Source organism: Trinickia camelliae (assembly GCF_053525655.1).
The window spans coordinates 562,606-585,680 of sequence record NZ_JBCHAA010000001.1; the positions used below are offsets into that span (position 1 = coordinate 562,606).

Genomic DNA, 23,075 nt, shown 5'->3' on the forward strand with positions numbered 1-23,075 from the left:
GTTTTCGGGACTATGGAAAGTCCCGAAATTCGCAATTTCCGCCGCCCCGGGCGACGCAGTTCGGGAATGATCGGGAAACGGGACTCGCGACTTGTCGCCGAAGAATAGATTGACAGTACCGCCAATTCTTTCGATCGGGAGTGCCGCGTATGAACGTCAGAGCCGCAGCAGTCGAAACTGCCGCCGCGCCAGTCGATGACGGGGTGGAGCAGCGTGTCGCCGCGCTTGTCGCGCGAGCGCGGGAGGCGCAACGAAGCTTCGAGTTTGCCGGGCAGGCGACGCTCGACACCGCTGCCGACGCAGCCGCATGGGCAATCATGGAGCCCGCGCGCAATCGCCGGCTCGCCGAGCTGTCGGTCAGCGACACCGGACTCGGCAACGTCGACGACAAGGTCCGCAAGAATTACCGCAAGACGCTTGGCCTGCTGCGCGATCTGCACGGCCGGCAGACCTGCGGCGTGATCGCGCGCGACCCGGCTGCGGGCATCGTCGAGATCGCGCGCGCGGTGGGCGTCGTCGCCGCGGTGACGCCGTCCACCAACCCGGCCGCCACGCCCGCGAACAAGATCATCAACGCGCTCAAATGCGGCAATGCGGTGATCGTTGCGCCTTCGCCGAAGGGCTATTCGTCGTGCGCGCTGCTGATCGAGTTCATCCACGCGCAGTTCGAGAAGGCCGGGCTCGACCCCGCGCTCGTGCAGATGCTGCCCGCGCCGATCACCAAGGCCGCGACCGCCGCGCTGATGCGGCAGTGCGATCTCGTCGTCGCGACGGGCTCGCAGGCGAACGTGCGGATGGCCTACGCGAGCGGCACGCCGGCCTTCGGCGTGGGGGCGGGCAACGTCGCGTCGATCGTCGAGCGCTCGGCCGATCTGCACGATGCGGCGCACAAGATCGCGGTGTCGAAGACCTTCGACAATGCGACGAGCTGTTCGTCGGAAAACAGCGTGGTGATCGAAGACGCGGTCTACGACGCCATGCTTGCCGAACTGGCCCGGTGGGGCGGCGCGCTGCTCGATGCGGCGCAGAAGGCCCGGCTGCAGGCGGCGATGTGGCACGACGGCAAGCTCTCCGAGCGCTGCATCGCAAAATCGGCGAGGCACATCGCGCAGACGGCGGGTCTCGCCGACGTAGCCGCGCGCGAGCCGAAGTTCCTGATGGTCGAGGAAAGCGGCTTCGGCGCGGACCATCCGTTCTCGGGCGAGAAGCTGGCTCCCGTGCTCTCGGTCTATCGCGCGCGCGATTTCGACGCCGCCGCGCAGATCGTTCGCGACATCTACGCGTACATGGGCGCGGGCCATTCGGTCGGACTGCACACGGCGAACCCCGACTTCTTCGCGATCGGGCTGGGCGAGCGGCTGCCCGTCGCCCGCGTGATCGTCAACCAGGCGCACTGCCTGGCGACCGGCGGCAACTTCGACAACGGCCTGCCGTTCTCGCTGTCGATGGGCTGCGGCACGTGGGGCCGCAACAACTTCTCGGACAACCTGGGCTTTCGCCAGTACTTGAACGTGACGCGCGTCGCCTATCCGATCGAGGAGCGCGTGCCGGAGCTCGACGCGCTGCTCGGCGATTACTTCAGGAGAATCGGCCGATGAGCGCGCTCACGACTCTGCGCGCGCTGATTGACGAGCGCGCGGCGCAATATCCCGACAAGCCGTTCGTGCTGCCTGTGCCCGAGGGCGATGATGGCGAAGCCGTGGCCGGTGAGGCAGTGACTTTCGCGATGCTGCGCGAGCGCTGCCGCGTGCTCGAGGCGCGCTTTCACGATGCCGGCCTGCGGACTGGCGACGTAGTTTCGGTGCTGATGGGCAACGGCACGCAGACCGCCACGCTGCTGCTTGGCGCCATGTACAGCGGGCTGATAGCGCATCCGCTGAATCTGCTGTGCCAGGCGTCGCAACTGCGCTATATCGTCGAGCATTCGGACACGCGGATGATCTTCGCGTGCGACGACACCGTCGATGGGCTGGCCGCCGTGCTCGCCGAACTGCGCGAGCAGGGCGTGACGCGCCAGATCGCACTCGTGCACACGGCGCCCGATGCCGCCGAACTGCCCGTGCTGCCGGCGCTACCGGTACTCGCGCCCGCGCTTGCCGAAGCGAGCGCCCCAGCAGCGGCTGTTGTCGCTCGGCGGGATGGCGCCTTGGCGGCGGCGCGCGCCAGCACGCTGAGCGATGGCTCGCCGAGCGCGGCCGAGGACGCGAACGATATCGTCCTGCTGATGTACACGTCGGGTACGACCGGCGCGCCCAAGGGCGTGCAGCTGAGCCACCACAACTTGCTCGCCAATGCGCGCAACGTCAGCGATGAGCATCGGCTCGGCGCCGAGGACCGCGTGCTCGCGTCGCTACCGCTCTACCACATCAACGGGCTCGTCGTGACGCTCCTCACGCCGCTGTATCACGCGGGCTCGGTGGCGATGGCGCCGCGTTTCTCGGCGCGCACCTTCTGGCGCGACGTGGCGCACTGCGGCTGCACCTGGATCAACGTGGTGCCGACGATCGTCGCGTACCTGCTCAACGGCGAGGGGCCGAGCGGCCTCGACCTCTCGGCGCTGAAGTTCTGCCGCAGCGCGTCGGCGGCGCTGCCGGGCGACCATCACCGCGCCTTCGAGGCGCGCTTCGGGATCGGCATCATCGAGACGATGGGCATGACCGAAACCGCCGCGCCCGCGTTTAGCAATCCGTACGAAGCGGATCGGCGGCGGGTCGGCAGTATCGGCCTGCCATCGGGCGGCGAGGCGAAGGTGATCGACCTCGAAGGCCGCGAGTGCGCGCCCAATCAGAGCGGCGAAATCGTGCTGCGCGGCGAGCAGGTGATGCGCGGCTACTACAAGCGCCCGGAGGAGACCGCGAAGGCGTTCACCGCCGACGGGTGGCTGCGCACCGGGGACCTCGGCTATCGCGATGACGAAGGCTACTTCTACATCAACGGCCGCGCGAAGGAGTTGATCATCAAGGGCGGCGAGAACATCGCGCCGCGCGAGATCGACGAGGCGCTGCTGCGTCACCCGGGCGTGCTCGACGCCGCCGCGGTCGGCGTGCCCGATCCCGCCTACGGGCAGGAGATCGTGGCCTTCGTCGTGCCGCGCGATACGTACTGGCCTGGCGCACCCGACGTCGACGAGCTGCGCGCGCACTGCCTGCGCGAGTTGGGCCGCTACAAGACGCCGAAGGAAATCCGCTTCGTCAGCGACTTGCCCCGCGGACCGTCGGGCAAAGTGCAGCGCCTGAAGCTGGTGGCCCCACCGCCCGATTGACGCTCGCGGCCCGCTCATATCGCGCGGCCGGCCTCCGCCTTGGCAGGCCTGACAGTCACTACAAAAGAGACATTCGGAGACAACAGCATGGGACAGCATCTACGGCGCGTGAAGACGCGTCACATCATCTTGGCGGTCATGTGTCTGATGTATTTCATCTCTTACATCGACCGCGTGAACATCGCCGTCGCGGGGCCGCTGATCCGTCACGAGATGGGTCTGACGACGGTGCAGCTCGGCCTCGTGTTTTCGGCGTTCGCGTATCCGTATGCGGCGATGCAGATCATCGGCGGCTGGCTCTCGGACAAGTTCGGTCCGAAGCTCGTGCTGACGGTGCTCTCGCTGATCTGGGGCGCGGCGACGCTCGCGACCGGCTTCGCCGGCAGCGTCATGATGCTCGTGGCGCTGCGCTTCGTGCTCGGCATCGGCGAGGGCGGCGCGTTCCCCACGGCCACGCGCGCCTTTACGTACTGGATGCCGGTCGGCGAGCGTGGCTTCGCGCAGGGCATCACGCACAGCTTCGCGCGCCTCGGCGGCGCGGTGACGCCGCCTCTCGTGCTCGCGGTGGTGGTGGCGAGCGGCTGGCGCAGCGCGTTCATTCTGCTCGGTATCGCGAGCCTCGCGTGGACGGTGCTCTACCTGTTCGTGTTCACGAATTCGCCGGAGCAGAATCGCCGCATTACGCCCGAGGAAACCGCCGAAATCGGCTATCGCGCCGGCGACTGCGAGCGCGCCAAGCGCTCGGTGACGCCGTGGCGCAAGCTGATCCATCGCATGTGGCTCGTCACCTTCGTCGACTTCTGCTACGGCTGGCTGCTGTGGGTCTACCTGACGTGGCTGCCGTCCTACCTCAAGGAGTCGCGCGGCTTCGACCTCAAGCATCTCGCGCTCTTCACCGCGCTGCCGCTGCTCGCGGGCGTGATCGGCGACACGCTCGGCGGCGTGGTGTCGGATCGGATCTTCAAGGCCACGGGGCGGCTGCGCTTTGCGCGCTGCTCGGTGCTGGTGGTCGGCATGGGCGGCTCGCTCGCGTTTCTGGTGCCGATGATCTCAGTGGCGGATCCGATGACGGCCGTGTGGCTGCTGACCGGGTCGTTCTTCTTCCTCGAAATCACGAACCCGGTCTTGTGGACGCTGCCGCTCGATATCGCCGGAAAGTACGCCGGCACGGCGGGCGGCATGATGAACACGGGCTTCGGCATTGCGGGGATGGCTTCGCCTGTGGTGTTCGGCTATCTGATCGAGCATACGGGCAGCTACAACGTGCCGTTCACCGTCTCGGCGGGGCTGCTGGCGCTTGGCATCGTCGCGGCGCTGTTCATCGATACGAGCCGCACCGTCGACGCCGACGAGGAACGCGAGCGGCAAGAGGGCGTTCGCCAGGGCGGCGCACTCGCGTTTCTCGACGCGGTGCCGCCCGTGCGGATCGAGCGGCATGTCTTTCGCCGGCCGCTGCGCTGGTGGCGTTGAGTGGGCGCTCAGTGGGCGACGAGTGGGCGATGCCGCGGACCGGCCGCGGTACGCCTTCTTGCTGCTCGATGCTCGTGCGTGGTTCTCGCGCTTCAAACGCCCGCTTCGGTCCGCTCATAGTGCGAGACGTTCAGCGACACACGGTCTTCGAGGATCATGTCGGCGGCCTTCTCGGCAATCATGATGACGGGCGCGTTGGTGTTGCCCGAGACAAGCTCCGGCATGATCGACGCGTCGACCACGCGCAGCCGCGCGACGCCGTGCACGCGCAGGCGCTCGTCGACGACCGCAAGCGGGTCGCGGCCCGAATCGTGGCCCATCTTGCAGGTACCGGCCGGGTGATAGATCGACTGGCTGAACTGCCGGGCCGCGTCGAGCAGCTCGGCATCGCTCTGGTATTGCGCGCCAGGCACGAACTCGGAGATGATGTGCGGCGCGAGCGAGGGCGCGGAGGCGATGCGCCGCGCGACCTTGATGCCGTCGATCACGACCGGATGATCGCGCTCGTCGGACAGGTAGTTGGCGCGGATCGCCGGATACTGCAGCGGATCGACCGAGCGGATCTCGACGCTGCCGCGGCTGAACGGCCGCAGTTGGCACACCGAAGCGGTGAACGCGGAGAACGGGTGCGCGCCTTGGCCGGGCTTGTCGGCGCTGAGCGGCTGCATGTGGAACTGGATGTCGGGACGCTCGGCGCCGGGGTGCGAGCGCGTGAAGATGGCGACCTGGCTTGCCGCGAGCGTGAGCGGCCCGGTGCGCCAGAACGCGTATTGCACGCCGATCCAAGCCTTGCGCAGCGGATTGTTCACTTCGTCGTTGAGCGTGCGCTCACGCGTGCGGAACACGAGCCGCACTTGCAGATGGTCCTGCAGATTCCGTCCGACACCGGGCAGATCGAGGCGCACCGGCACACCAGCGCTCTGCAGCAGCTTCGCGGGACCGATACCGGAGAGCTGAAGAATCTGCGGCGAGCCGATCGCACCGGACGCGAGGATGACCTCCGCACGCGCGCGCGCCGTCTTGCGCTCGCCGCCTTGCAGGTACTCGACGCCGACGGCAACGTTCCCTTCGAAGAGCACGCGGCAGGCCTGCGCGCGGGTTTCGACACGGAGGTTGCCGCGCTCGCGCACGGGCTTGAGAAAGCCCTTTGCGGTGCTCCAGCGAAAGCCCTTGTAGGCCGTCTGCTGGAAATAGCCGACGCCTTCCTGGGTAGCGCCGTTGTAGTCGGGATTGAGCGGGATGCCGATGTCCTGCGCGGCCGCGATGAAATGATCGGCGATCGGGCGGCGCAAGCGCAGGTCGGAGACTTTCAGCGGCCCGCCGACGCCGTGATACGCGTCGGCGCCGCGCTCCTGGTCTTCGGATTTCTTGAAGTAGGGCAGCACCTCGGCATAGCTCCAGCCGCGGTTGCCGAGTTCGGCCCAGCGGTCGTAGTCCTCGCGCTGCCCGCGCACGTAGAGCAGGCCGTTGAGCGAACTCGAGCCGCCCAGTACCTTGCCGCGCGGCCAGTCGATCCGGCGGCCGGCGACGTTGTCGTCGGGCTCGGTGCGATAGCACCAGTCGAGCTCGGGATCGTGCATGGTCTTGAAGTAGCCGACCGGCACGTGGATCCAGGGATTCGTGTCTTTGCCGCCGGCTTCGAGCAGCAGGACCGAGTTGCGCGGATCGGCGCTCAGGCGATTGGCCAGCACGCATCCGGCCGAGCCCGCTCCGACGATCACATAGTCGACTTCATGTTCCATGACGAGCGTTTCCTGACAATCGACGCGTCACGTTGCGTCGCGTGTTTTTCGCTTCAATGTCGTGGATGGCGAGGGCGTTAGCAAGCCCAGTCCCGTTCACGGGCCGGAAGTGGAACGGAATGTGCCGATTCGGGCTCAAAATGTGTCGTCACCGCATATCTCTAAGTTCCGCCAGAAATGCTGTGCCGATTTCCACGGCCTGCTCCGCGCCCATTGGGTCTACATCCATGCCATGCACGGCCGCATTCATGACGCGGAGGGATTCAAGAAAGCGTTCCGTGCTGGCCGGCGCGAGGCCACGTTGATGCAATTCGCGCAGCATATTGCCAATGCCGGCTGGTGCCTTCGATGCAAGGCCGTTGTCGGATAGGAGATCCCGTAAGATCCGCTCGATCTCAATTCGCAACTTGACGACGGACATCAGCGGAAACTCGCGCGCAAACTCCTCGGCGGTTGGCAGCGCCTCCTGCAACTGCGGTGGCAGCGCCGGTGAGAGCCGGTATTGGGCGACGCCCATCGGCTTGCTGGAATCGCGCAAGGCATATTCGACGATCACCTCGTTACGGCCCTTACACAGGATGATGCCAATGGTTGGCTGATCGTCCTTGTGCCTAAGCTGATCGTCGACGGCGGAGAGGTAGAAGTTCATCTTACCCGCGAACTCGGGCTTGAACTCCTCGATCTTCAATTCAATTACGACAAAGCAACGCAATCGCAGGTGATAGAAGAGAAGGTCGAGGTAGTAATCCTGGCCGCCGACTTCGAGATGGTACTGGCTGCCGACGAAGGCGAAGCCCTTGCCAAGTTCGAGGATCAGCGCGCGCAAGTGCTCGATCAGACCACGTTCGAGATCGCGCTCCAGCATATCGGGACCAAGCGCGAGGAAGTCGAAGGTATAGGGGTCTTTGAGGAGTTGCTGGGCAAGCTCGGACTGTTCGGTAGGTAGCGTTCGAGAGAAGTTAGTGAGTGCGCTGCCCTGGCGCGTGAACAGCTTGCTCTCGATCTGATGGACGAGGACAGCACGGCTCCAGCCGTGTTCGATGGCCTGCTGGGCATACCATGCACGCTCCTCGGTCGCCTTGATGGTATCGAGAAGACGGACATTATGCCCCCAGGGCAATTGTGCAACGACCTGTTGCACAAATTCGCCGTCAGGCCATGCCTCGGCAAAGGCACGCATATATTTTAGGTTTCGCGCTGAAAGGCCTGTCATTTCGGGGAAGGCGTGGCCCAGATCGACAGCCAACCGGTCGATGACCTTGGCTCCCCAACCTTCTCGTTCCTGCCGAACCAAAATGTCGCGGCCAATGCCCCAATAGAGCAGGATCAATTCACGATTAACCGACAGGCTAGCGCGATGACGGGCCTCAGCAATCTTCCGCTTCAAGTCACCGACAAAGGCCGCATAGCTCTGTACGGCGATCTCTGCGCCCGATTTCGTAGTTTTGGAACGACTCGATACTGGCTTGGACGACCGGGGATTCATGCGGTCACCTCCTCGGATGAAAATTTCGTTCGTTTGCTTCCCGGCGGCCTCGTGCGCCTATTTTCCTTACGGTGCAGGTACGGGCCGTAGTCGCCCTGGCTGGTACGAGTCTTGTCGCCCGTCGCAATTGCTGGAGCTACCGTTGCCGATGTGGCCGGTGCTCGGCTGTCGATGGCATCTCGCCGCTGGTTAGCAACCTTCTCGGCTGTCGCCCGCACGGGATCATCCTCGGTATGCACATAAGTCATGAACATGGTAACGGTCTTGTGTCCGGTTATCGCCATTCCGACCTTGATGGGAACGCTGGAATTTGTGATGTCGGTGGCAGCGCGATGGCGGATGCCATGCGTCCCGACGTCCGGCACCTTAGCGCGGTCCAAAATGCGCTTCCAGGCGTTGCAATACGTGCCTTCGGGCAGGGGGCTGTGCTGTCAAAGATGGCCGGACACACGTAGGGCGAATCGTCGATGCGAGGGGCGCTCGATAGCAGTTGGAACGGCACTTCGCTCATCGGCTTGGAATTATCCCCGGTCTTACTGTCAGGCCAGCTGACGCGGCGATTATCGAAGTCGATCCACCTCCGTTCGAGCGTGCGGGTTTCCAGCATGCGCGCAGAGAACTCAAATTAAGGCAGTCGCTGGTTAAGCGACCACCGGCTCGATCGATATCTCCTCCGCGATTTAAAGGGTGGCAATCCCCTATTTTGTTTGGGGTTGGGGGGATCCATTGCTGCGAGTCACTGTGATGTACCGCGAGAGTTCGGGCTGGGCTGTCGCGAGCAGGAGCAGTACGACGCCCCCTAAGTTGCGCGCGAATTCGTCATCGAGCTCGAAGTTTCGTTCTTCGAGCGGCCAGGGCACGACCAGTGCCTTTTCTCTCAGCGCCGCTATAGCGGCGCGATCCACCGTGCATGTTTCAATTTGCTGGCCGTCCTCATCGTACGCGATGAGCACACAGCGTGGCGCTCGTGGATTCATCCGATCCCTCAGAGACAGTTTGTATAGCGATTCCGCTGGCCGAGACTTCGGCGACGTGCCTGTGAGTCCCAAACGATTATTCTCCCGCCGCTCGAAGAGTGGTTGCTCGCTACATGAGGACGGCTGCCAAGGGCAGAGGGTGTCGTTCAACGAAAGTTAAACAGTGTTACACCTATGCCAGCCGAGTTTATTAGGACTCGCGCATGCAGCGGTTGGTGCGATTGCCCTGCCGGCTGTACCAGCCGAAACCTGCCCACTGGCCCTACCTGAGCCCATTGGGGCCGCTTAGAATTTTCCGTGAGGATCGCGGCGGCGAGGCGGTCTCGCGGGATCAGGATGAGGCAGTCGATGTAGTCGAAGTGCGAAACGCTAGGAGAACGCTGTGACGACGGATTTCATGAAGCAGGCCCCGGACCGCATGGTGTCGGTGCGCGAGCACTTCGGCATCGATTCGAGCCTGAAAGTGCCGGCGTTCAGAGAGCGTGACGCCCACGTGCCGGACATCGATTCCGCCTACCGCTTCAACCCCGAGGTGACGCTCGCGATTCTCGCCGGCTTCACGCGCAACCGGCGCGTGATGGTTCAGGGCCTGCACGGCACCGGCAAGTCGACGCACATCGAGCAGGTTGCCGCGCGCCTGAACTGGCCGTGTGTGCGCGTGAACCTCGACGGCCACATCAGCCGGCTCGACCTGGTCGGCAAGGATGCGATCGTCGTGCGTGACGACCTGCAGGTGACCGAGTTCCAGGAAGGCATCGTGCCGTGGGCGCTGCAGCGCCCGGTCGCCTTGATCTTCGACGAATACGACGCGGGCCGCCCCGACGTGATGTTCGTGATCCAGCGCATTCTGGAGCGCGACGGCAGTTTCACGCTGCTCGATCAAAACCGCGTGATTCGTCCGCATGCGTTTTTCCGGCTGTTCGCGACGACGAACACGATTGGCCTCGGCAATCTCAACGGCCTCTATCACGGCACCCAGATGCTCAACCATGCGCAGATGGACCGCTGGAACGTCGTGGCGACGCTCAACTATCTGCCGCGCGAAGAGGAAGAGGGCATCGTGCTGGCGCGTGTGCCGGAGATGGCCGACATGGGCGACGGTGACGGCCGCGCGCTCGTCGAGTCGATGGTCAGCATGGCCGCGCTGACGCGCAAGGGCTTCGCGACCGGCGACCTGTCCACGCTCATGTCGCCGCGTACCGTGATCGACTGGGCCGAGAACTGCCAGATCTTCCGCGATCCGGCGCTCGCGTTCCGGCTCACGTTCTTGAACAAGTGCGACGAGGCGGAACGGCCGATCGTCGCCGAGTACTACCAGCGCTGTTTCGGTGTCGAGCTCGAGGCGGGCGGCGAAGCCAATGGCGGCGCGCCGGAGCCGGGCCGATGATGCCGTCGCGCGAGGCCGTGCGCGCCGCGCTGCGCCGCGAGGCGCTGTGCGCGGCTGCCGTGCGCGCGCTCACCGGCGACGCCGCGCTGCACTACCGTGGCGGCCGCCTATGCCGCCAACTGCGGCCGCTGCCGCTTCACGCACCGCATCTGCGCAGCAACGCCTACGAGGACGATTTCGCGTCGCTGCGCGGCGCCGCCGACGGCGCCGCGTTGCGGCTCATCCATTCCGATGCGGCGCTGCACCGGCGGCTGTGTCCCGACGATCCGGTCGAGCGCTTGCTGTTCGAGCTGTTCGAGCAGGTGCGCTGCGAAGCGCAGGCGCCGCCCGGCATGCGCGGCCTCGCGCGCAACCTGCGCGATCGTTTCGACGCGTGGTCGCGCGCGTACTGTCGCGCGGGGCTCACTGACGGACAGCTCGGCATCCTCATCTATACGGTGGCGCAGATCGTGTGGTCGCGCGTGACCGGCTGGCCCGTGCTCGAAGACACCGAAGACCTGATCGAAGCCACCCGTGCCGGCATCGCGCCGGTGATCGGCGTGCAGCTCGCGGGCCTGCGCCGGCATCGGCGGGACCAGCGCGCCTACGCGCACGACGCTCGGGAGTTGGCGCGACGTGTCGCGGCAATGCTCAATGAGGAACGCACGGCCTTCGCCGCCGACGGTGATGATGTCGCGCGCAAACCCGATGATGCGTTGACGTCGTTCTCGCTGTGGGTCGATTTCGACGAGTCCGACGAAGCGCTGCTCGCACTCGCGCCAACGGGCGAGAGTCGCGTGCTCGGTGAGGCCGAGGACGGTTATCGCGCCTACACGACGCAGTTCGATCGCGAGATCCGGCCCGCCACGCTCGTGCGCGAGCCGCTGTTGCGCGAATACCGCGAACAGCTCGACGAGCGCATCGCCGCGCGCGGCATCCATGTCGCGCGGCTCGCGCGCGTGCTGCAGGCGGCGCTTGCGGTGCCGCAGCGCGACGGCTGGTCGTTCGGCGAGGAGGACGGGCGCATCGACGGGCGGCGCCTCGCGCAAGTCGTCAGCTCGCCGGCCGAACGGCGCGTGTTCACGCGCGAGCAGCTGCGGCCACGTGGGGATTGCGTGGTCAGTTTTCTGATCGACTGCTCGGGGTCGATGAAGGCGCACGTCGAGCCCGTTGCGATGCTGGTCGACATCTTCGCGCGCGCGGCCGAGCAGGCCGGGCTCGCGACGGAAGTGCTCGGCTTCACGACCGGTGCATGGAACGGCGGCCGCGCGCGGCTCGACTGGCTCGCGAGAGGGAGGCCGCCGCATCCCGGCCGCTTGAACGAGACCTGCCACATGGTGTTCAAGGGTGCCGACGACAGCTGGCGGCGCGCACGCACGAGCATCGCCGCGCTCTTCAAGGCGGATTTGTATCGCGAGGGCGTGGACGGCGAGGCCGTCGAGTGGGCGTGCACGCGGCTCGCCGCGCGCCCGGAAGCGCGGCGCATCCTCGTCGTGATCTCGGATGGCAGTCCGATGGACGCGTCGACCGCGCAGGCCAACGACGCGTTCTATCTCGACAACCATCTGAAGGACGTGGTCGCGCGCCACGAGACGCTGCGCGACGTGGACGTAATCGGATTGGGCGTCGGGCTCGATCTGAGCCCGTATTACCGGCATAGCGTGGCGCTCGATCTCGCGGAGCCGCTCGACATGGCGCGGCTCGTGGGCCTCGCGCGGTGGATTGGCGCGCGGCGGCGTTAGCGGGGGCGCTAAGTCGGGCGCGCCTAGCGGGGCGCGCCCTCGCGGCATGCGCAGTGCGCGCCGTGACTCATGCCGCCGACGCCGCAGCCGCGCGTTGCGCCGCGGCCTGCGCCTGCACCGTCGTCACGGCGATCACGTAATAGATGTCTTCGGCGCTGCAGCCGCGCGACAGATCGTTCGCGGGTTTCGCGAGCCCCTGCAGCAGCGGCCCGATCGCCTTCGCGCGGCCGATGCGCTCAGCGAGCTTGTAGCCGATGTTGCCGGCATCGAGATCGGGGAACACGAGCACATTGGCGTGGCCGTGCACATGCGAGTGCTCGATCTTGCGGTCCGCGATCTCGGCTACGATCGCGGCGTCGAGCTGCACATCGCCGTCGATCGCGAGTCCGGGCCGCAGCGCCTCGACGCGATGGGTGGCTTCGACGACCTTGTCGACGGCCGCATGATGGGCGCTGCCGCTCGTCGAGAACGACAGCATCGCGACCCTCGGCTCCTCCATCAACAGCGCGCGCGCACTGTCGGCGGCGGCCATCGCGATTTCCGACAATTGCCCGGCGTCCGGGTCGACGACGAGCGCGCAGTCGGAAAAGATCAGGCCGCCTTTCATCGTATGGAACGGCTCGCAGAGCATCATCAGAAAGAAGCTCGAAACGAGTTTGCACGACGGATCGATGCCGATGATCTGGATCGCGGTGCGCACGACGTCGGCCGACGTATGCACGCAGCCCGCGACGGAGCCGTCCGCATCGCCGAGACGGACCATCAGGTTCGCGTAGGTCAGCGGGTGGCGGATCGCGTCGCGCGCGGCGTCGGGCGTCATGCCTTTTTTCGCGCGCAGGGCGTGGAGCGCGTCGGCGTAGGCCTCGCGCTCAGGGGAGGTCGCCGGGTCGATCAGATCCATGCCGGCGAGGTCGATGCCTTCGCGTTCGGCGGTGGCGCGTATCGACGACATGTCGCCGACCAGCACGATGCGCGCGATGCCTTCTTGCGTCGCGCGTTGCGCGGCTTGCAGCATGCGCGCGTCGTCGCCTTCGCAGAGCGCGATGCGCATCGGCGACGAGCGCGCGGTTTCGATGATGCGGTTCAGGGCTTTCATGGTTTGCGAGAGGACGTCCAATGCGAAAACGGCCGGAGTCAGGCTCTGCATGGGGCCGGAGTAAGTGCTGAAGCACTAACTTCGGCCGACACGCTGAAGCGCTAACTCCGGACGAGCGCTGAACATTCCGAGTAAGCGCTAAAGCGCCAACTTGGACTAATTCAGCATGGGACCGGAGTCAGTGCTGAAGCACCAACTCCGGCCGACACTCCCGTTAGACGTAATCCTTGTACTTATCGAGCAAGCGCACCGGCTTCGCCAACGCGTCGCGGCGGAACGGATCGCCAAGCTCGCGCGTGCACATGATCTCGATGATCGTCGTCTTGCCCTGATTCATCTGCAGATCGATCGCCTTCTTCAAGGCAGGCCCGACGTCCTCGAGCCTATCCACGACGATGCCTTCCGCGCCCATCGCCTTCGCGATCGCCGCGAAGCTCTGGTTGTCGAGCTCGCCCGCGACGAAGCGGCGGTTGTAGAAGTCGACCTGGTTCTTCTTCTCCGCGCCCCATTGGCGGTTATGGAACACCACGGCCGTCACCGGGATGTTGTGGCGCACGCAGGTCATCGTCTCCATCAGGCTCATGCCCCATGCGCCGTCGCCCGCGTACGAGACCGCTGGGCGGTGGGGCGCCGCGACCTTCGCGCCGATGATGGTTGGGAACGCATAGCCGCAGTTGCCCCAGCTCATGGCCGCGAAGAAGCTGCGCGGCTTGTTGAAGCGCAGGTAGCTGTTCGCGACCGAGTTGATGTTGCCGATGTCGGTCGACACCATCACGTCCTCCGGCATCGCCTTCTCGAGCTCGCGCAGCACCTGGCGCGGATGCAGATACGTGCCGCCGCTGAACGGGCGCTCGTGCGACTGCTCTTCGATCATGTCGAGGCTGTACGGGTCGCGCTCGTGGGTCCACTCGTCGAGCTCCTTCTCCCAGGCGGCCTTCTCGGATGCGATCTGGCCGGCGCGTTCGTCGCGCGTCGCATCGCTCGCGAGCTTGCGGTCCGCGAGGCGCTGCGTGAGCGCGACCGCGGCGGCCTTCGCGTCGCCGCAGATGCCGACCGAGATCTTCTTCACGAGGCCGAGCATCTTGTGATCGGCGTCGATCTGGATGATCTTCGCTTCTTTCGGCCAGTAATCCAGCCCATGCTGCGGCAGCGTGCCGAACGGTCCGAGCCGCGAGCCGAGCGCGATCACGACGTCGGCGCGCGACAGCAGCTTCATGGCGGCCTTCGACCCCTGATAGCCGAGCGGGCCGCACCACAGCGGATGCTTCGCCGGGAACGAGTCGTTGTGCAGGTAGCTGTTGACGACCGGCGCGCCGAGCCGTTCGGCGAGCGCCTTGCATTCCTCGATGGCATCGGCCATCACGACGCCGCCGCCCGAAATGATCACCGGGAATTTCGCCTGCGCGATCAGCTCGGCCGCTTCGTTCAGGCTCTGCTCACCGCCCGCGCCGCGATCGAGCTTGCGGGGCTGCGGAATCTCGACCTTGACCTTGCCGTAGAAGTAGTCGCGCGGAATGTTGAGCTGGGTCGGTCCCATCTCGGCCTGCGCGCGGTCGAAGCAGCGCGCGGTGAATTCGGCCATCCGCGCGGGGTGCGTGACGTGGCCCTGGTATTTCGTGAATTCCTGGAACATCGGCAGCTGGTTCGCTTCCTGGAAACCACCGAGGCCGATGCCCATCGTGCCGGCCTCCGGCGTGACGATCACCACCGGGCTGTGGGCCCAGTAGGCGGCCGCGATCGCGGTGACGGCGTTGCTGATGCCGGGGCCGTTCTGGCCGATCACGACGCCGTGGCGGCCCGACACGCGCGCATAGCCGTCGGCCATATGGCCCGCGCCCTGTTCGTGGACGACCGGAATCAGGCGGATGCCGGCGGGCGCGAAGATGTCCATCGCGTCCATGAACGCGGAGCCCATGATGCCGAACATCTCGGTCACGCCATTGGCCGCGAGTGTCTCGACGAAGGCTTCGGAAGGCGTCATGTCTTGCGCACCGGTAACGGTCGCGGGCTGGGGTTTGGAAAGGTCGTTCATACGTTGTCTCCGTTCGTCATCTAATGGGATGCCCTGTTTCTGATGCTATTCACTGTCGAAATCAGGTCAATCGATTCCGCGTGTGGTTCAGAAATCTGGAATGAAATGAAATGATTTGTTCCAAATGCGTGCGCCAATGCGCGACCCGTCAGGCCGGCTGCTTCGGCCGCTCTTTGCGGAACGCGCGCTTGACGGCAATCAGCCCGTCGCGGAACTCGAACAGGTCGCAGCCTTCGGCTTCGATTCGCCAGCCTTCCGCGTGCGTGCCCGTGAACACCCACTCGGATACGCCGCGCTCACCGGCGACGTAATGGCGGCCGTGGCCCCAGTGCGCGTCGGGGAAGGTCTTGAATACCGCTTCGAATGCGGCGCGCACCGCTTCGCGTCCAACGAAGCGCGTGCCGAAAACGTCGGGGCCGCCGGCCGCGTCGAACACGCAGTCCTCAGTCATGAAGGTCATCAGCGCGTTCGCGTCGTGCCGGTTGAAGGCATCGGAGAACGCGGCGAGCGTGTCGGCGGTGACGGCGGAAGAGGCGAGGGGCGTGTCTGTCATACGTGTCTCCATAGGGGATGGCGGTGGCCGCACCGCATAGGTGCGCAATGCGGCATCTCGTACTGACACGTTAGTGGGGGCGTGCCCCGGCGAGTAGCGCCAGTTCGGAGGTTTCGCTTGGGCCAGCGGGGGTCAGCGGGCACGTGCGCAGCCCGCGCGGCGGCCCGCTCGACGGCCCGCGGAACCAAGGGAAATCCCTCATCTGGCTGGCCCCATCAGAACCTTTTGGCTGGTACTACCCGCTCATTTATGGATTGACGATGCTGGTCTCAACGGGCGAGCTGACAAGTGCGTGTCGCGTCCCGGGCCGAAGTCCGTCGCTGCCTGTGCTGTCTATACTTGAAGCCAGAAGCCATGGTGATGAGGTCTACTTATTGCAGACCAGATTGAGGAGGCGGTGATGAGATTGACACTAGGACACGGAAAGATGAAGCATCTGAAGCATCCCATTGCGTCACCCGGCGAGCAGGCGATCAAGCTTCGCCGCGTTCGCTTCGGATCGAGCTCGTACTGGCTGACCGCCGCCGTGCTGGTGGCATCGGTCTTGATTTGGCAGGCCGTGTCGATGGCGGGCGTGTTCCCATCGTTCGCGCTGCCGTCGCCGGTGGCGGTCTGGCAGTCCCTCATCGAGATTCTGCGCAACGGCTACGGTGGACAGACGCTAGGCAGCGACATCCTCATCAGCTGCGTGCGCATCATCATCGGCTTCGTCGGCGCGGTCGTGATCGGCGTTCCCATCGGGCTCGCGATGTCGCGCAACAAGTTCGTGTTCGACATCATCGACCCCTTCCTGCAGTTCGTCCGTCCGGTTCCGCCGCTCGCCTACATCCCGCTGCTGGTGGTGTGGTTCGGCATCGGCGAATTGCCCAAGGCCATTCTGATTCTGGTCGGCACGATCCCCGTCATCATCATCGGCACCATGTCGGGGGTGAAGAGCACGCCGGCGCTGCGCATTTCGGTGGCCCGCACGCTCGGCGCGAGCAATGCGCAAATTTTTCGGAAAGTCGTACTGCCTTCGGCGTTGCCTGAAATCTTTACCGCGATGCGCGTGGGGATCGGCGTCGCGTGGACGTGTCTGGTCGCAGCGGAACTGATTGCCGCGAGCAGCGGGCTGGGCTGGCTCGTGCAGTTCGCGGGACAAGCCCTGCAGGTCAGCATCGTGATCGTGGGGATCGTGATCATCGGGCTGATCGGGTATGGCATGGAGTTGGTGATACGAAAGTTCGAAAACCTGATCGTGCCTTGGCGCAGCCATAACTGATCGAAAGATCGGAGGAGACTAAACATGAAACGAATGCAATGGGTCCAGGCCGCGAGCGCGGTGCTGCTCGCCGCCGGCTGTGCGGCCTCGGGCGTGGTCAGCGCCCAGGACAAGCCCGAAGTCATCATCGGCTACGAGGACAACGGCGCCGATCCGTATATGGTGTCGATGGCGGAGCATATGTTCGAGAAGCACATGAAGGCCGACGTCCAGTACAAGCTGTTCAGCTCGGGCCCGGCGGCGATGAGCGCGCTGGCGTCGAACAGCCTCACGTTCATGTGCGGGCTCGGCGTTCCGCCGCTCGTCACGGCCATCTCGCAGGGCCTGCCGATGACCATCGTGTACAACCAGGAGCGCTACACGAATGCGGCCGGCATCGTGGTCAAGCCTGAGAGCGGCATCAAGGACGTCGCCGAACTGAAAGGCAAGAAGATCGCGATCGTTGCCGGCTCGCAGGCGTCCTTCGAACTGGCCACTTTTCTCTCCGAGGCGAAAGTGCCGTATGACTCGGTGACGCAAATCAACATGGCGCCGCCGCAGATGCGCACCTCGTGGGTGACCGGCGCGATCGACGCGGCTATCGTCTGGGACCCGGTATTCAGCGCGCTGCGCGGGGCGGGCGGCAAGGCGATCAAGACCGACGGCGATCTGCCGCGCGAAGCATCGAGCTACAACGTCTGCATCGCCAACGCGGACTGGGCGAAAGCGCATCCGGATCTGGTGCAAGGTTTCGTCGCCGCGCTCGACGACGGCTATCAGCTAACGCAGAAGGAGCAAGACAAGGCGCTCGGCGAGATGGCCAAGGCGACGGGCGTCACCTTGGACGTCGCGAAGAGCGAGCTGGCCGGCTACGAGCTGTTCTCGGGCGCCGACCAGACGACGCCGAAAGTCATGGGCCTCGACGCGGGCGTGAAAACCTCGGCGACGTATATGACTTTGGCCAATACGGCCAAGGTGCTCAAGCAGATCGGCCGCATCCAGTCGGTGCCGGCGAGCTTCGAGACCAACGTCGCGCCGCAGTATTCGAAGCATTTGGCCCATTAGGGCTGGCCCATTAACGGGCTGGCCCATTAGGGGCTGGCCCATTAACGGCTAACGGGCTGGCCTATTACTCGCCAGCCCATTGAGTGACTCACCCGCCTAGCAGGAGACGAACTTGAACATCGTCATCGATTCCTTGTACAAGACCTTCGGCGCCACCGCCGCATTGGAAAACATCAATCTGACGTTCCAAGGCGGCGAGTTCGTCACCGTGCTGGGGGCCTCCGGCTGCGGCAAGACCACCTTGCTGCACCTGCTGGCGGGGCTGACGTCACCCTCACGGGGCAACATCTACGTCGACGGCGAAGTCAAGAGCGAGCCCGGGGCCGACCGCGTCGTCGTGTTCCAGCAGGCGGGATTGTTTCCGTGGCTCAGCGTCGAAGACAACATCGAGTTCGGGCTTTCGCTGCACAGCGTGCCCAAGGAGAAGCGCCGGAAGGCCTCGGCTGACATCCTGCGCATCATCGGATTGGAGTCCTTCGCCAAGCACAAGCCCTACGAGTTGTCGGGGGGTATGCAGCAGCGCGTGGCCATCGCCCGCGCGCTGGTCATGAAGCCCAAGGTCCTGCTGATGGACGAGCCCTTCGGCGCGTTGGATGCGCAGACCCGCAGTGACATGCAGACCTTCTTGACCTCGCTGTGGGATCAACTGCATTGCACCATCGTGTTCATCACGCACGACGTCGACGAAGCGATCTTTCTGGGCACGCGGCTGGTCGTCATGTCGGCGCGGCCTGGGCGGGTTGCGATCGACGTGCCGATCGAGCTGGAGCGGCCGCGCACGCCGCAGGTCGCATTCGAGCCGCATTTTCTGGAGTTGAAGAGGCAGGCGATGGGCATTCTGGCGCATTGAGCGCGGCGCCTTATGTGGCACCTGCGGCGGCGCTCAGCCGTCGCGCAGGTGCAGGAGCGGGGCGAGCCGGCTGGCGGCTTCCCGCATCTGCGGCACGGCCTCGAGCAAATCGTTGAGCGTCGCTCGCGCGGTCGGCGCATGCACGGCCAGCGCCGCGAGCACGCGCCCGTCGGCGGCGTCCTTCACCGGCACCGCGACGGCCACCATTCCTCGCACGAATTCTTCGTTGTCGATGCCGACGCCGCGCGTGCCGAGGCGCTCGAGCTCGGCGGCGAGCTGTTGCTTATCCGTCAGCGTCCGGTAGGTCATCTTCTTGAGCGTGAGCCGCGCGAGCATCGCATTGCGTTCGAGCGCCGTCATCTGCGACAGGAACAGCTTGCCGCTCGCCGTGCAGTGCAGCGGCACGCGCATGCCGGGCCGCATCTCGAGCCGCAGCGGCTCGGCCGTTTCCACACGCTCCACGTACACCACCATGTCGCCGTCGAGCGCGGTGAGGTTGCAGGTCTCGCCAAGCACCTCGACGAGCGCGCGCAGCACCGAGCGGCATGCGCGCGTGAAGGTGTTGTTGGCGAGTGTGGCAAGCGCGAAGTGCGCGGCGCTCGGGCCGAGCGCGATGCTGCGGTCATGGCCGCGCGAGTCCGGCATGTGCATCACGTAGCCGCGTGTCTCCAGCGATTCGATCAGCCGCAGCAGCGTGGCTTTGGGAATGTGCAGGCGCGCGGCGAGCTGCGACAGCGTGTACGGCTGTCCCGCCGACGCGAGCGCTTCGAGCACGGCGAGCGCGCGCAGCACGCGGGCGTCGTCGGCGGGCGTGGCATCGGTTGCGGCTTCAGGCTGCTTCGGAGCGGTGGCGCGCATGGGTCTCCTTAGTTGATTCTTCGTCGCTCAGTTGATTTCGCCGTGCGTCCCAGCATAGCTAAAAATGAAACAAATTGGTCTGTTTTTGTGGGGCATCGCTCGGCATGAATACCCGGCGTGAACACTAAGCGGGCCGATTTTGCTGGCCCAAGCGAATCCGGGACACTGGTCCTACCTGCCGAAAATTTGCCTTCCTACACTTTCTTCAACAGGTCGCCGCAACGAAGCGTAAGCGCTCGATGGTCGACCTGAAGAAAACGATTTGGAGACAGGCATGGGATCCACCAGTTCAATGGAGCGAGTCGCAGGCGGCTTCGTCACACGCACGCCGGCGGATACGCGTTACGACCCGACCTACGACCCGCTTGTATCGCCGGGACCGGGGCACGGCAAGGACTATGCGCCGACCTACTGGGTCGCGACCGCGGGCACGCCGCCGCCCGACGACGGTCCGATCACGAAGGACATCGACGTCGACGTCGCGATCATCGGCGGCGGTTACACGGGCCTCGCGACCGCGCTTTGCCTCGCACGCGAGCATGGCATCAAGGCCGTCGTCCTCGAGGCCAACCGCACGAGCTGGGGCTGCAGCAGCCGCAACGGCGGGCAGGGGCAGAACGCGTCGGGACGCCTGTCGCGCTCGCAGTGGATCGAGCGCTGGGGCAAGGACGTCGCGCTCAAGATGCACGACGAGATCCTCGAAGGCTTTCAGCACTTCAAGGCGTTCGTCTCCGAGATCGATTGCGATCCGCAGCCGGGTGGCCACTTTCTGATCGCGCATCGCGCGCGGATCATGGAGAAGCTCGCGGCCGAAGCGAAGGTTTGGAAGGACGTGTTCGGCTATCCGTCCGAACTGCTGAGCGCCGAGACGTTCCGCCGCGAATTCGTCAACGATCACGAGTCGTGCGGCGCGCTGCATGAGCCCGAAGGCATCGGCATTCACGCCTTGAAGCTCGCGTTCGGCTATCTGCGCCTCGCGCGCGAAGCCGGTGCGCGCGTGCATACGAGCAGCCCCGTGATCGGCTGGGAAACGATCAACGGCGTGCATCACTTGCGCACGCCGGGCGGGATCGTCCGTGCGCGCGCGGTCGGCATCGCGACGGGCGCTTATACCGCGCAACGCTTGCATCCGTCGCTGCGCAGCAAGGTGATGCCGATCCTGTCGAATTCGATGGTCACGCGCCCGCTCACCGATCAGGAGATCGAAGCGTGCAACTTCCGCACGACGCAGGTGCTGACCGACACGCGCACACTGCGCTTCTACTACCGATTCCTGCCCGACAAGCGTCTGCAGATCGGTAGCCGCAGCGCGATCACGGGTGCCGACGCGCCGAACCCGCGCCACCTCGATCTGCTCAAGGAAGGGATGGCGCGCAAGTTTCCGGCGCTCGCCGGCATCCAGATCGACTACTCGTGGTGGGGCTGGGTCGACGTGAGCCACGACATGATGCCGCGCGTCTGCCAGCCCGATCCGAAGCAGGCCGTGTTCTATGCACTCGGCTACGGCGGCAACGGCGTGTCGTATTCGCAGCAGGCGGGGCGCCGGATGGCCGAGCGCATCGCCGGCAAGGGCGCACATCAGACGCTGCCGATCTTCACTTCGCCACTGCCCGGTCACCTGTTTGCGCCGTTCCGCCGCCTCGGGCAGCGGATGCTCTACGTCGGCTACTTCCGGCGCGACGAGAAGCCCTGATCCTCACGCGCCGGCGGGCTCAGCCGCCCAGGCCGGCGCATCCCCGATTACAAAACGATAAATCCTTGCGGCAAGGCGCGAGAGGCGCCTTTGCACGCTCCGTTCAGACGGCGCGAGTGCGGGCGCTTAAGCGCATCGGGATCGCACGGGCGTCGTCCAAGACATCTGGAAATGGAGAAGACATGCAACCCTCGATGGACCGAAGTGACTTGAAGTGCGGACTCAAGCAGCGGCACATGACGATGATCGCGCTTGGCGGCGTGATCGGTGCAGGGCTCTTCGTCGGCAGCGGCGTGGTGATACAGCAGACCGGGCCCGCTGCGATCCTGTCGTTCCTGATTACGGGCGTGCTCGTCGTGCTCGTGATGCGGATGCTCGGCGAGATGGCGTGCGCGATGCCCGCCGTCGGCTCGTTCTACGAATACGCGCGGCTCGCGTTTGGCCGCGGGCAAAGACCGGGACGGCTCGCCGGTTTTCTGACGGGCTGGATGTATTGGTATTTCTGGGTGATCGTCGTCGCGCTCGAAGCGGTTGCGGGAGCGAAGCTCGTGCAGTTCTGGATACCCGACGTGCCCGCGTGGATCATCAGCTTGACGCTGTTAGTCGTGCTTACGGCGACGAACCTGATCTCGGTCGGCAGCTACGGCGAGTTCGAGTTCTGGTTCTCGTCGATCAAGGTGGGCGCGATCGTCGTGTTCCTGTTTCTCGGCGGCCTCTATGTGCTCGGCCTTTGGCCTGCGTCGTTGCACACGACGGCGGTGCTGCCGACGCTGCTCGGCCACGGCGGTTTCATGCCGCACGGCATAGGCCCGGTGATGAGCGGGGCGGTCGCGGCGACAGGCTTCTACTTCGGCGCGGAAATCGTGACGATCGCGGCGGCCGAGGCGCGCGAGCCCGCGAAGGCCGTTGCGAAGGCAACCAATTCGGTGATCACGCGCGTGCTCGTGTTCTACGTCGGCTCGGTCGCGCTCGTCGTCGCGCTCGTGCCGTGGAATTCGCCGCACATGGCGACGCCGTACGTTAGCGCGCTGCAAGTGATGGGCCTGCCGGCCGCCGCGAACGTGATGAACGCGATCGTGCTGACCGCCGTGCTGTCGGCGCTGAATTCGGGGCTTTACGCGGCCTCGCGGATGTTGTTCGCGCTCACGCGCCACGGCGACGCGCCGGCCTCGCTCGCGAAAGTCAACAAGCGCGGCGTGCCGGTGCGGGCGATCTTGCTCGGCACGCTGTTCGGCTATGTGTCGGTCGTGATGTCGTACGTGTCGCCCGATACGGTGTTCGCGTTTCTCGTCGATTCGTACGGGACGGTCGCGATCTTTGTCTACGTGTTGATCGCGTTTTCTCAGCTGCGTCTGCGTAGCCGGCTCGGCGCTCAGGCAGTAAGCGAACTGCGCGTGAAGATGTGGGGCTTTCCGTATCTGACGTGGCTGTCGATCGCCGGCATGATCGGCATTCTCGTAGCGATGGCGTTCATTCCCGAGCAGCGCAAGCCGCTTTGGCTCGGCGTTGTGAGCCTCGGGGTGCTGCTTGTGGTGTATGGGGTGTTCGTTCGCCGTCGCCGTGCGTCGTCGTCGCATGTCGACGAGCATGAGCTCGTCACGTATTCGCAGCATTGAATAATCGCGCCGTCGCGGGCGGCCGCG

Annotated in this window: 16 protein-coding genes and 1 pseudogene; 10 read left to right on the plus strand and 7 right to left on the minus strand. The window is 65.3% G+C overall.

The annotated features are described in order from the left end of the window. The first annotated feature begins 149 nt into the window (after positions 1–149). From sauS to AAHK20_RS02605, 3 genes are all read left to right on the plus strand, one after another. Positions 150–1,598 (plus strand): acylating sulfoacetaldehyde dehydrogenase, encoded by a 1,449-nt coding sequence (gene sauS / locus AAHK20_RS02595; protein ID WP_449179855.1) that lies wholly within the window; start codon positions 150–152, stop codon positions 1,596–1,598. Then, entirely contained in the window at positions 1,595–3,262 is a 1,668-nt protein-coding gene (locus tag AAHK20_RS02600) for an AMP-binding protein (protein WP_449179856.1), read from the plus strand. The genes sauS and AAHK20_RS02600 overlap by 4 nt, the downstream gene beginning before the upstream one ends. An 87-nt stretch (positions 3,263–3,349) precedes the next feature. Next, positions 3,350–4,732, plus strand: a complete 1,383-nt coding sequence (locus tag AAHK20_RS02605; protein ID WP_449179857.1) for an MFS transporter — start codon at positions 3,350–3,352, stop codon at positions 4,730–4,732. Positions 4,733–4,824: 92 nt separating this feature from the next. Here AAHK20_RS02605 and AAHK20_RS02610 read toward each other — a convergent pair whose 3' ends face one another. The 3 genes and pseudogenes from AAHK20_RS02610 to AAHK20_RS02620 all read right to left on the minus strand — a co-directional run. Beyond that, entirely contained in the window at positions 4,825–6,474 is a 1,650-nt protein-coding gene (locus tag AAHK20_RS02610) for a GMC family oxidoreductase (RefSeq protein WP_449179858.1), read from the minus strand. Positions 6,475–6,622: 148 nt separating this feature from the next. Next, the gene (locus AAHK20_RS02615; RefSeq protein ID WP_449179859.1) at positions 6,623–7,960 is read right to left on the minus strand and encodes a PDDEXK nuclease domain-containing protein; all 1,338 of its coding nucleotides are present in this window, start codon (positions 7,958–7,960) and stop codon (positions 6,623–6,625) included. Beyond that, positions 7,957–8,585: pseudogene (locus AAHK20_RS02620) on the minus strand (site-specific integrase); the annotation flags it as partial. The pseudogene AAHK20_RS02620 and the gene AAHK20_RS02615, both read right to left, overlap by 4 nt. A 749-nt stretch (positions 8,586–9,334) precedes the next feature. On the opposite strand from AAHK20_RS02620, the gene AAHK20_RS02625 reads away from it, so the two are divergent. Both AAHK20_RS02625 and AAHK20_RS02630 read left to right on the plus strand, forming a co-directional pair. Continuing rightward, positions 9,335–10,324 carry an AAA family ATPase gene (locus AAHK20_RS02625; protein ID WP_449180051.1) on the plus strand — a complete coding sequence of 330 codons (990 nt, stop codon included), beginning with the start codon at positions 9,335–9,337 and terminating at the stop codon, positions 10,322–10,324. Beyond that, complete coding sequence (locus AAHK20_RS02630; RefSeq protein ID WP_449179860.1) at positions 10,321–12,045, plus strand: cobaltochelatase CobT-related protein; 1,725 nt, start codon at positions 10,321–10,323, stop codon at positions 12,043–12,045. Before AAHK20_RS02625 ends, AAHK20_RS02630 begins: the two co-directional genes overlap by 4 nt. A 67-nt stretch (positions 12,046–12,112) precedes the next feature. On the opposite strand, the gene pta is transcribed toward AAHK20_RS02630, so the two are convergent. From pta to AAHK20_RS02645, 3 genes are all read right to left on the minus strand, one after another. Beyond that, on the minus strand, positions 12,113–13,141 hold the full coding sequence (pta, locus tag AAHK20_RS02635; protein WP_449179861.1) for a phosphate acetyltransferase: 1,029 nt from the start codon (positions 13,139–13,141) through the stop codon (positions 12,113–12,115). Between the two features lie 214 nt (positions 13,142–13,355). Continuing rightward, the gene (gene xsc, locus AAHK20_RS02640) at positions 13,356–15,173 is read right to left on the minus strand and encodes a sulfoacetaldehyde acetyltransferase (RefSeq protein WP_449179862.1); all 1,818 of its coding nucleotides are present in this window, start codon (positions 15,171–15,173) and stop codon (positions 13,356–13,358) included. A 148-nt stretch (positions 15,174–15,321) separates the two neighbouring features. After that, positions 15,322–15,726 carry a nuclear transport factor 2 family protein gene (locus tag AAHK20_RS02645; RefSeq protein ID WP_449179863.1) on the minus strand — a complete coding sequence of 135 codons (405 nt, stop codon included), beginning with the start codon at positions 15,724–15,726 and terminating at the stop codon, positions 15,322–15,324. 427 nt (positions 15,727–16,153) lie between these two features. On the opposite strand from AAHK20_RS02645, the gene AAHK20_RS02650 reads away from it, so the two are divergent. The 3 genes from AAHK20_RS02650 to AAHK20_RS02660 all read left to right on the plus strand — a co-directional run bounded on the left by AAHK20_RS02650 (position 16,154) and on the right by AAHK20_RS02660 (position 18,881). Further along, positions 16,154–16,987, plus strand: coding sequence for an ABC transporter permease (locus AAHK20_RS02650; protein ID WP_449179864.1), 834 nt, complete (start codon positions 16,154–16,156; stop codon positions 16,985–16,987). Positions 16,988–17,011: 24 nt separating this feature from the next. Next, positions 17,012–18,031 carry a taurine ABC transporter substrate-binding protein gene (locus AAHK20_RS02655; RefSeq protein ID WP_449179865.1) on the plus strand — a complete coding sequence of 340 codons (1,020 nt, stop codon included), beginning with the start codon at positions 17,012–17,014 and terminating at the stop codon, positions 18,029–18,031. Positions 18,032–18,143: 112 nt separating this feature from the next. Continuing rightward, on the plus strand, positions 18,144–18,881 hold the full coding sequence (locus tag AAHK20_RS02660) for an ABC transporter ATP-binding protein (protein ID WP_449179866.1): 738 nt from the start codon (positions 18,144–18,146) through the stop codon (positions 18,879–18,881). 33 nt (positions 18,882–18,914) lie between these two features. On the opposite strand, the gene AAHK20_RS02665 is transcribed toward AAHK20_RS02660, so the two are convergent. Beyond that, positions 18,915–19,739 (minus strand): IclR family transcriptional regulator, encoded by an 825-nt coding sequence (locus tag AAHK20_RS02665; RefSeq protein WP_449179867.1) that lies wholly within the window; start codon positions 19,737–19,739, stop codon positions 18,915–18,917. Between the two features lie 274 nt (positions 19,740–20,013). On the opposite strand from AAHK20_RS02665, the gene AAHK20_RS02670 reads away from it, so the two are divergent. Continuing rightward, on the plus strand, positions 20,014–21,432 hold the full coding sequence (locus AAHK20_RS02670) for an NAD(P)/FAD-dependent oxidoreductase (RefSeq protein WP_449179868.1): 1,419 nt from the start codon (positions 20,014–20,016) through the stop codon (positions 21,430–21,432). A gap of 182 nt (positions 21,433–21,614) precedes the next feature. Next, entirely contained in the window at positions 21,615–23,048 is a 1,434-nt protein-coding gene (locus AAHK20_RS02675; RefSeq protein ID WP_449179869.1) for an amino acid permease, read from the plus strand. Positions 23,049–23,075 lie beyond the last annotated feature (27 nt).

Excerpts from the sequence above, each read along its gene's own strand:
- sauS (WP_449179855.1), top strand. The coding sequence starts at position 150 with ATGAACGTCAGAGCCGCAGCAGTCGAAACTGCCGCCGCGCCAGTCGAT.
- AAHK20_RS02600 (WP_449179856.1), top strand. The coding sequence starts at position 1,595 with ATGAGCGCGCTCACGACTCTGCGCGCGCTGATTGACGAGCGCGCGGCG.
- AAHK20_RS02605 (WP_449179857.1), top strand. The coding sequence starts at position 3,350 with ATGGGACAGCATCTACGGCGCGTGAAGACGCGTCACATCATCTTGGCG.
- AAHK20_RS02610 (WP_449179858.1), bottom strand. The coding sequence starts at position 6,474 with ATGGAACATGAAGTCGACTATGTGATCGTCGGAGCGGGCTCGGCCGGA.
- AAHK20_RS02615 (WP_449179859.1), bottom strand. The coding sequence starts at position 7,960 with ATGAATCCCCGGTCGTCCAAGCCAGTATCGAGTCGTTCCAAAACTACG.
- AAHK20_RS02625 (WP_449180051.1), top strand. The coding sequence starts at position 9,335 with ATGAAGCAGGCCCCGGACCGCATGGTGTCGGTGCGCGAGCACTTCGGC.
- AAHK20_RS02630 (WP_449179860.1), top strand. The coding sequence starts at position 10,321 with ATGATGCCGTCGCGCGAGGCCGTGCGCGCCGCGCTGCGCCGCGAGGCG.
- pta (WP_449179861.1), bottom strand. The coding sequence starts at position 13,141 with ATGAAAGCCCTGAACCGCATCATCGAAACCGCGCGCTCGTCGCCGATG.
- xsc (WP_449179862.1), bottom strand. The coding sequence starts at position 15,173 with ATGAACGACCTTTCCAAACCCCAGCCCGCGACCGTTACCGGTGCGCAA.
- AAHK20_RS02645 (WP_449179863.1), bottom strand. The coding sequence starts at position 15,726 with ATGACAGACACGCCCCTCGCCTCTTCCGCCGTCACCGCCGACACGCTC.
- AAHK20_RS02650 (WP_449179864.1), top strand. The coding sequence starts at position 16,154 with ATGAAGCATCTGAAGCATCCCATTGCGTCACCCGGCGAGCAGGCGATC.
- AAHK20_RS02655 (WP_449179865.1), top strand. The coding sequence starts at position 17,012 with ATGAAACGAATGCAATGGGTCCAGGCCGCGAGCGCGGTGCTGCTCGCC.
- AAHK20_RS02665 (WP_449179867.1), bottom strand. The coding sequence starts at position 19,739 with ATGCGCGCCACCGCTCCGAAGCAGCCTGAAGCCGCAACCGATGCCACG.
- AAHK20_RS02670 (WP_449179868.1), top strand. The coding sequence starts at position 20,014 with ATGGGATCCACCAGTTCAATGGAGCGAGTCGCAGGCGGCTTCGTCACA.
- AAHK20_RS02675 (WP_449179869.1), top strand. The coding sequence starts at position 21,615 with ATGCAACCCTCGATGGACCGAAGTGACTTGAAGTGCGGACTCAAGCAG.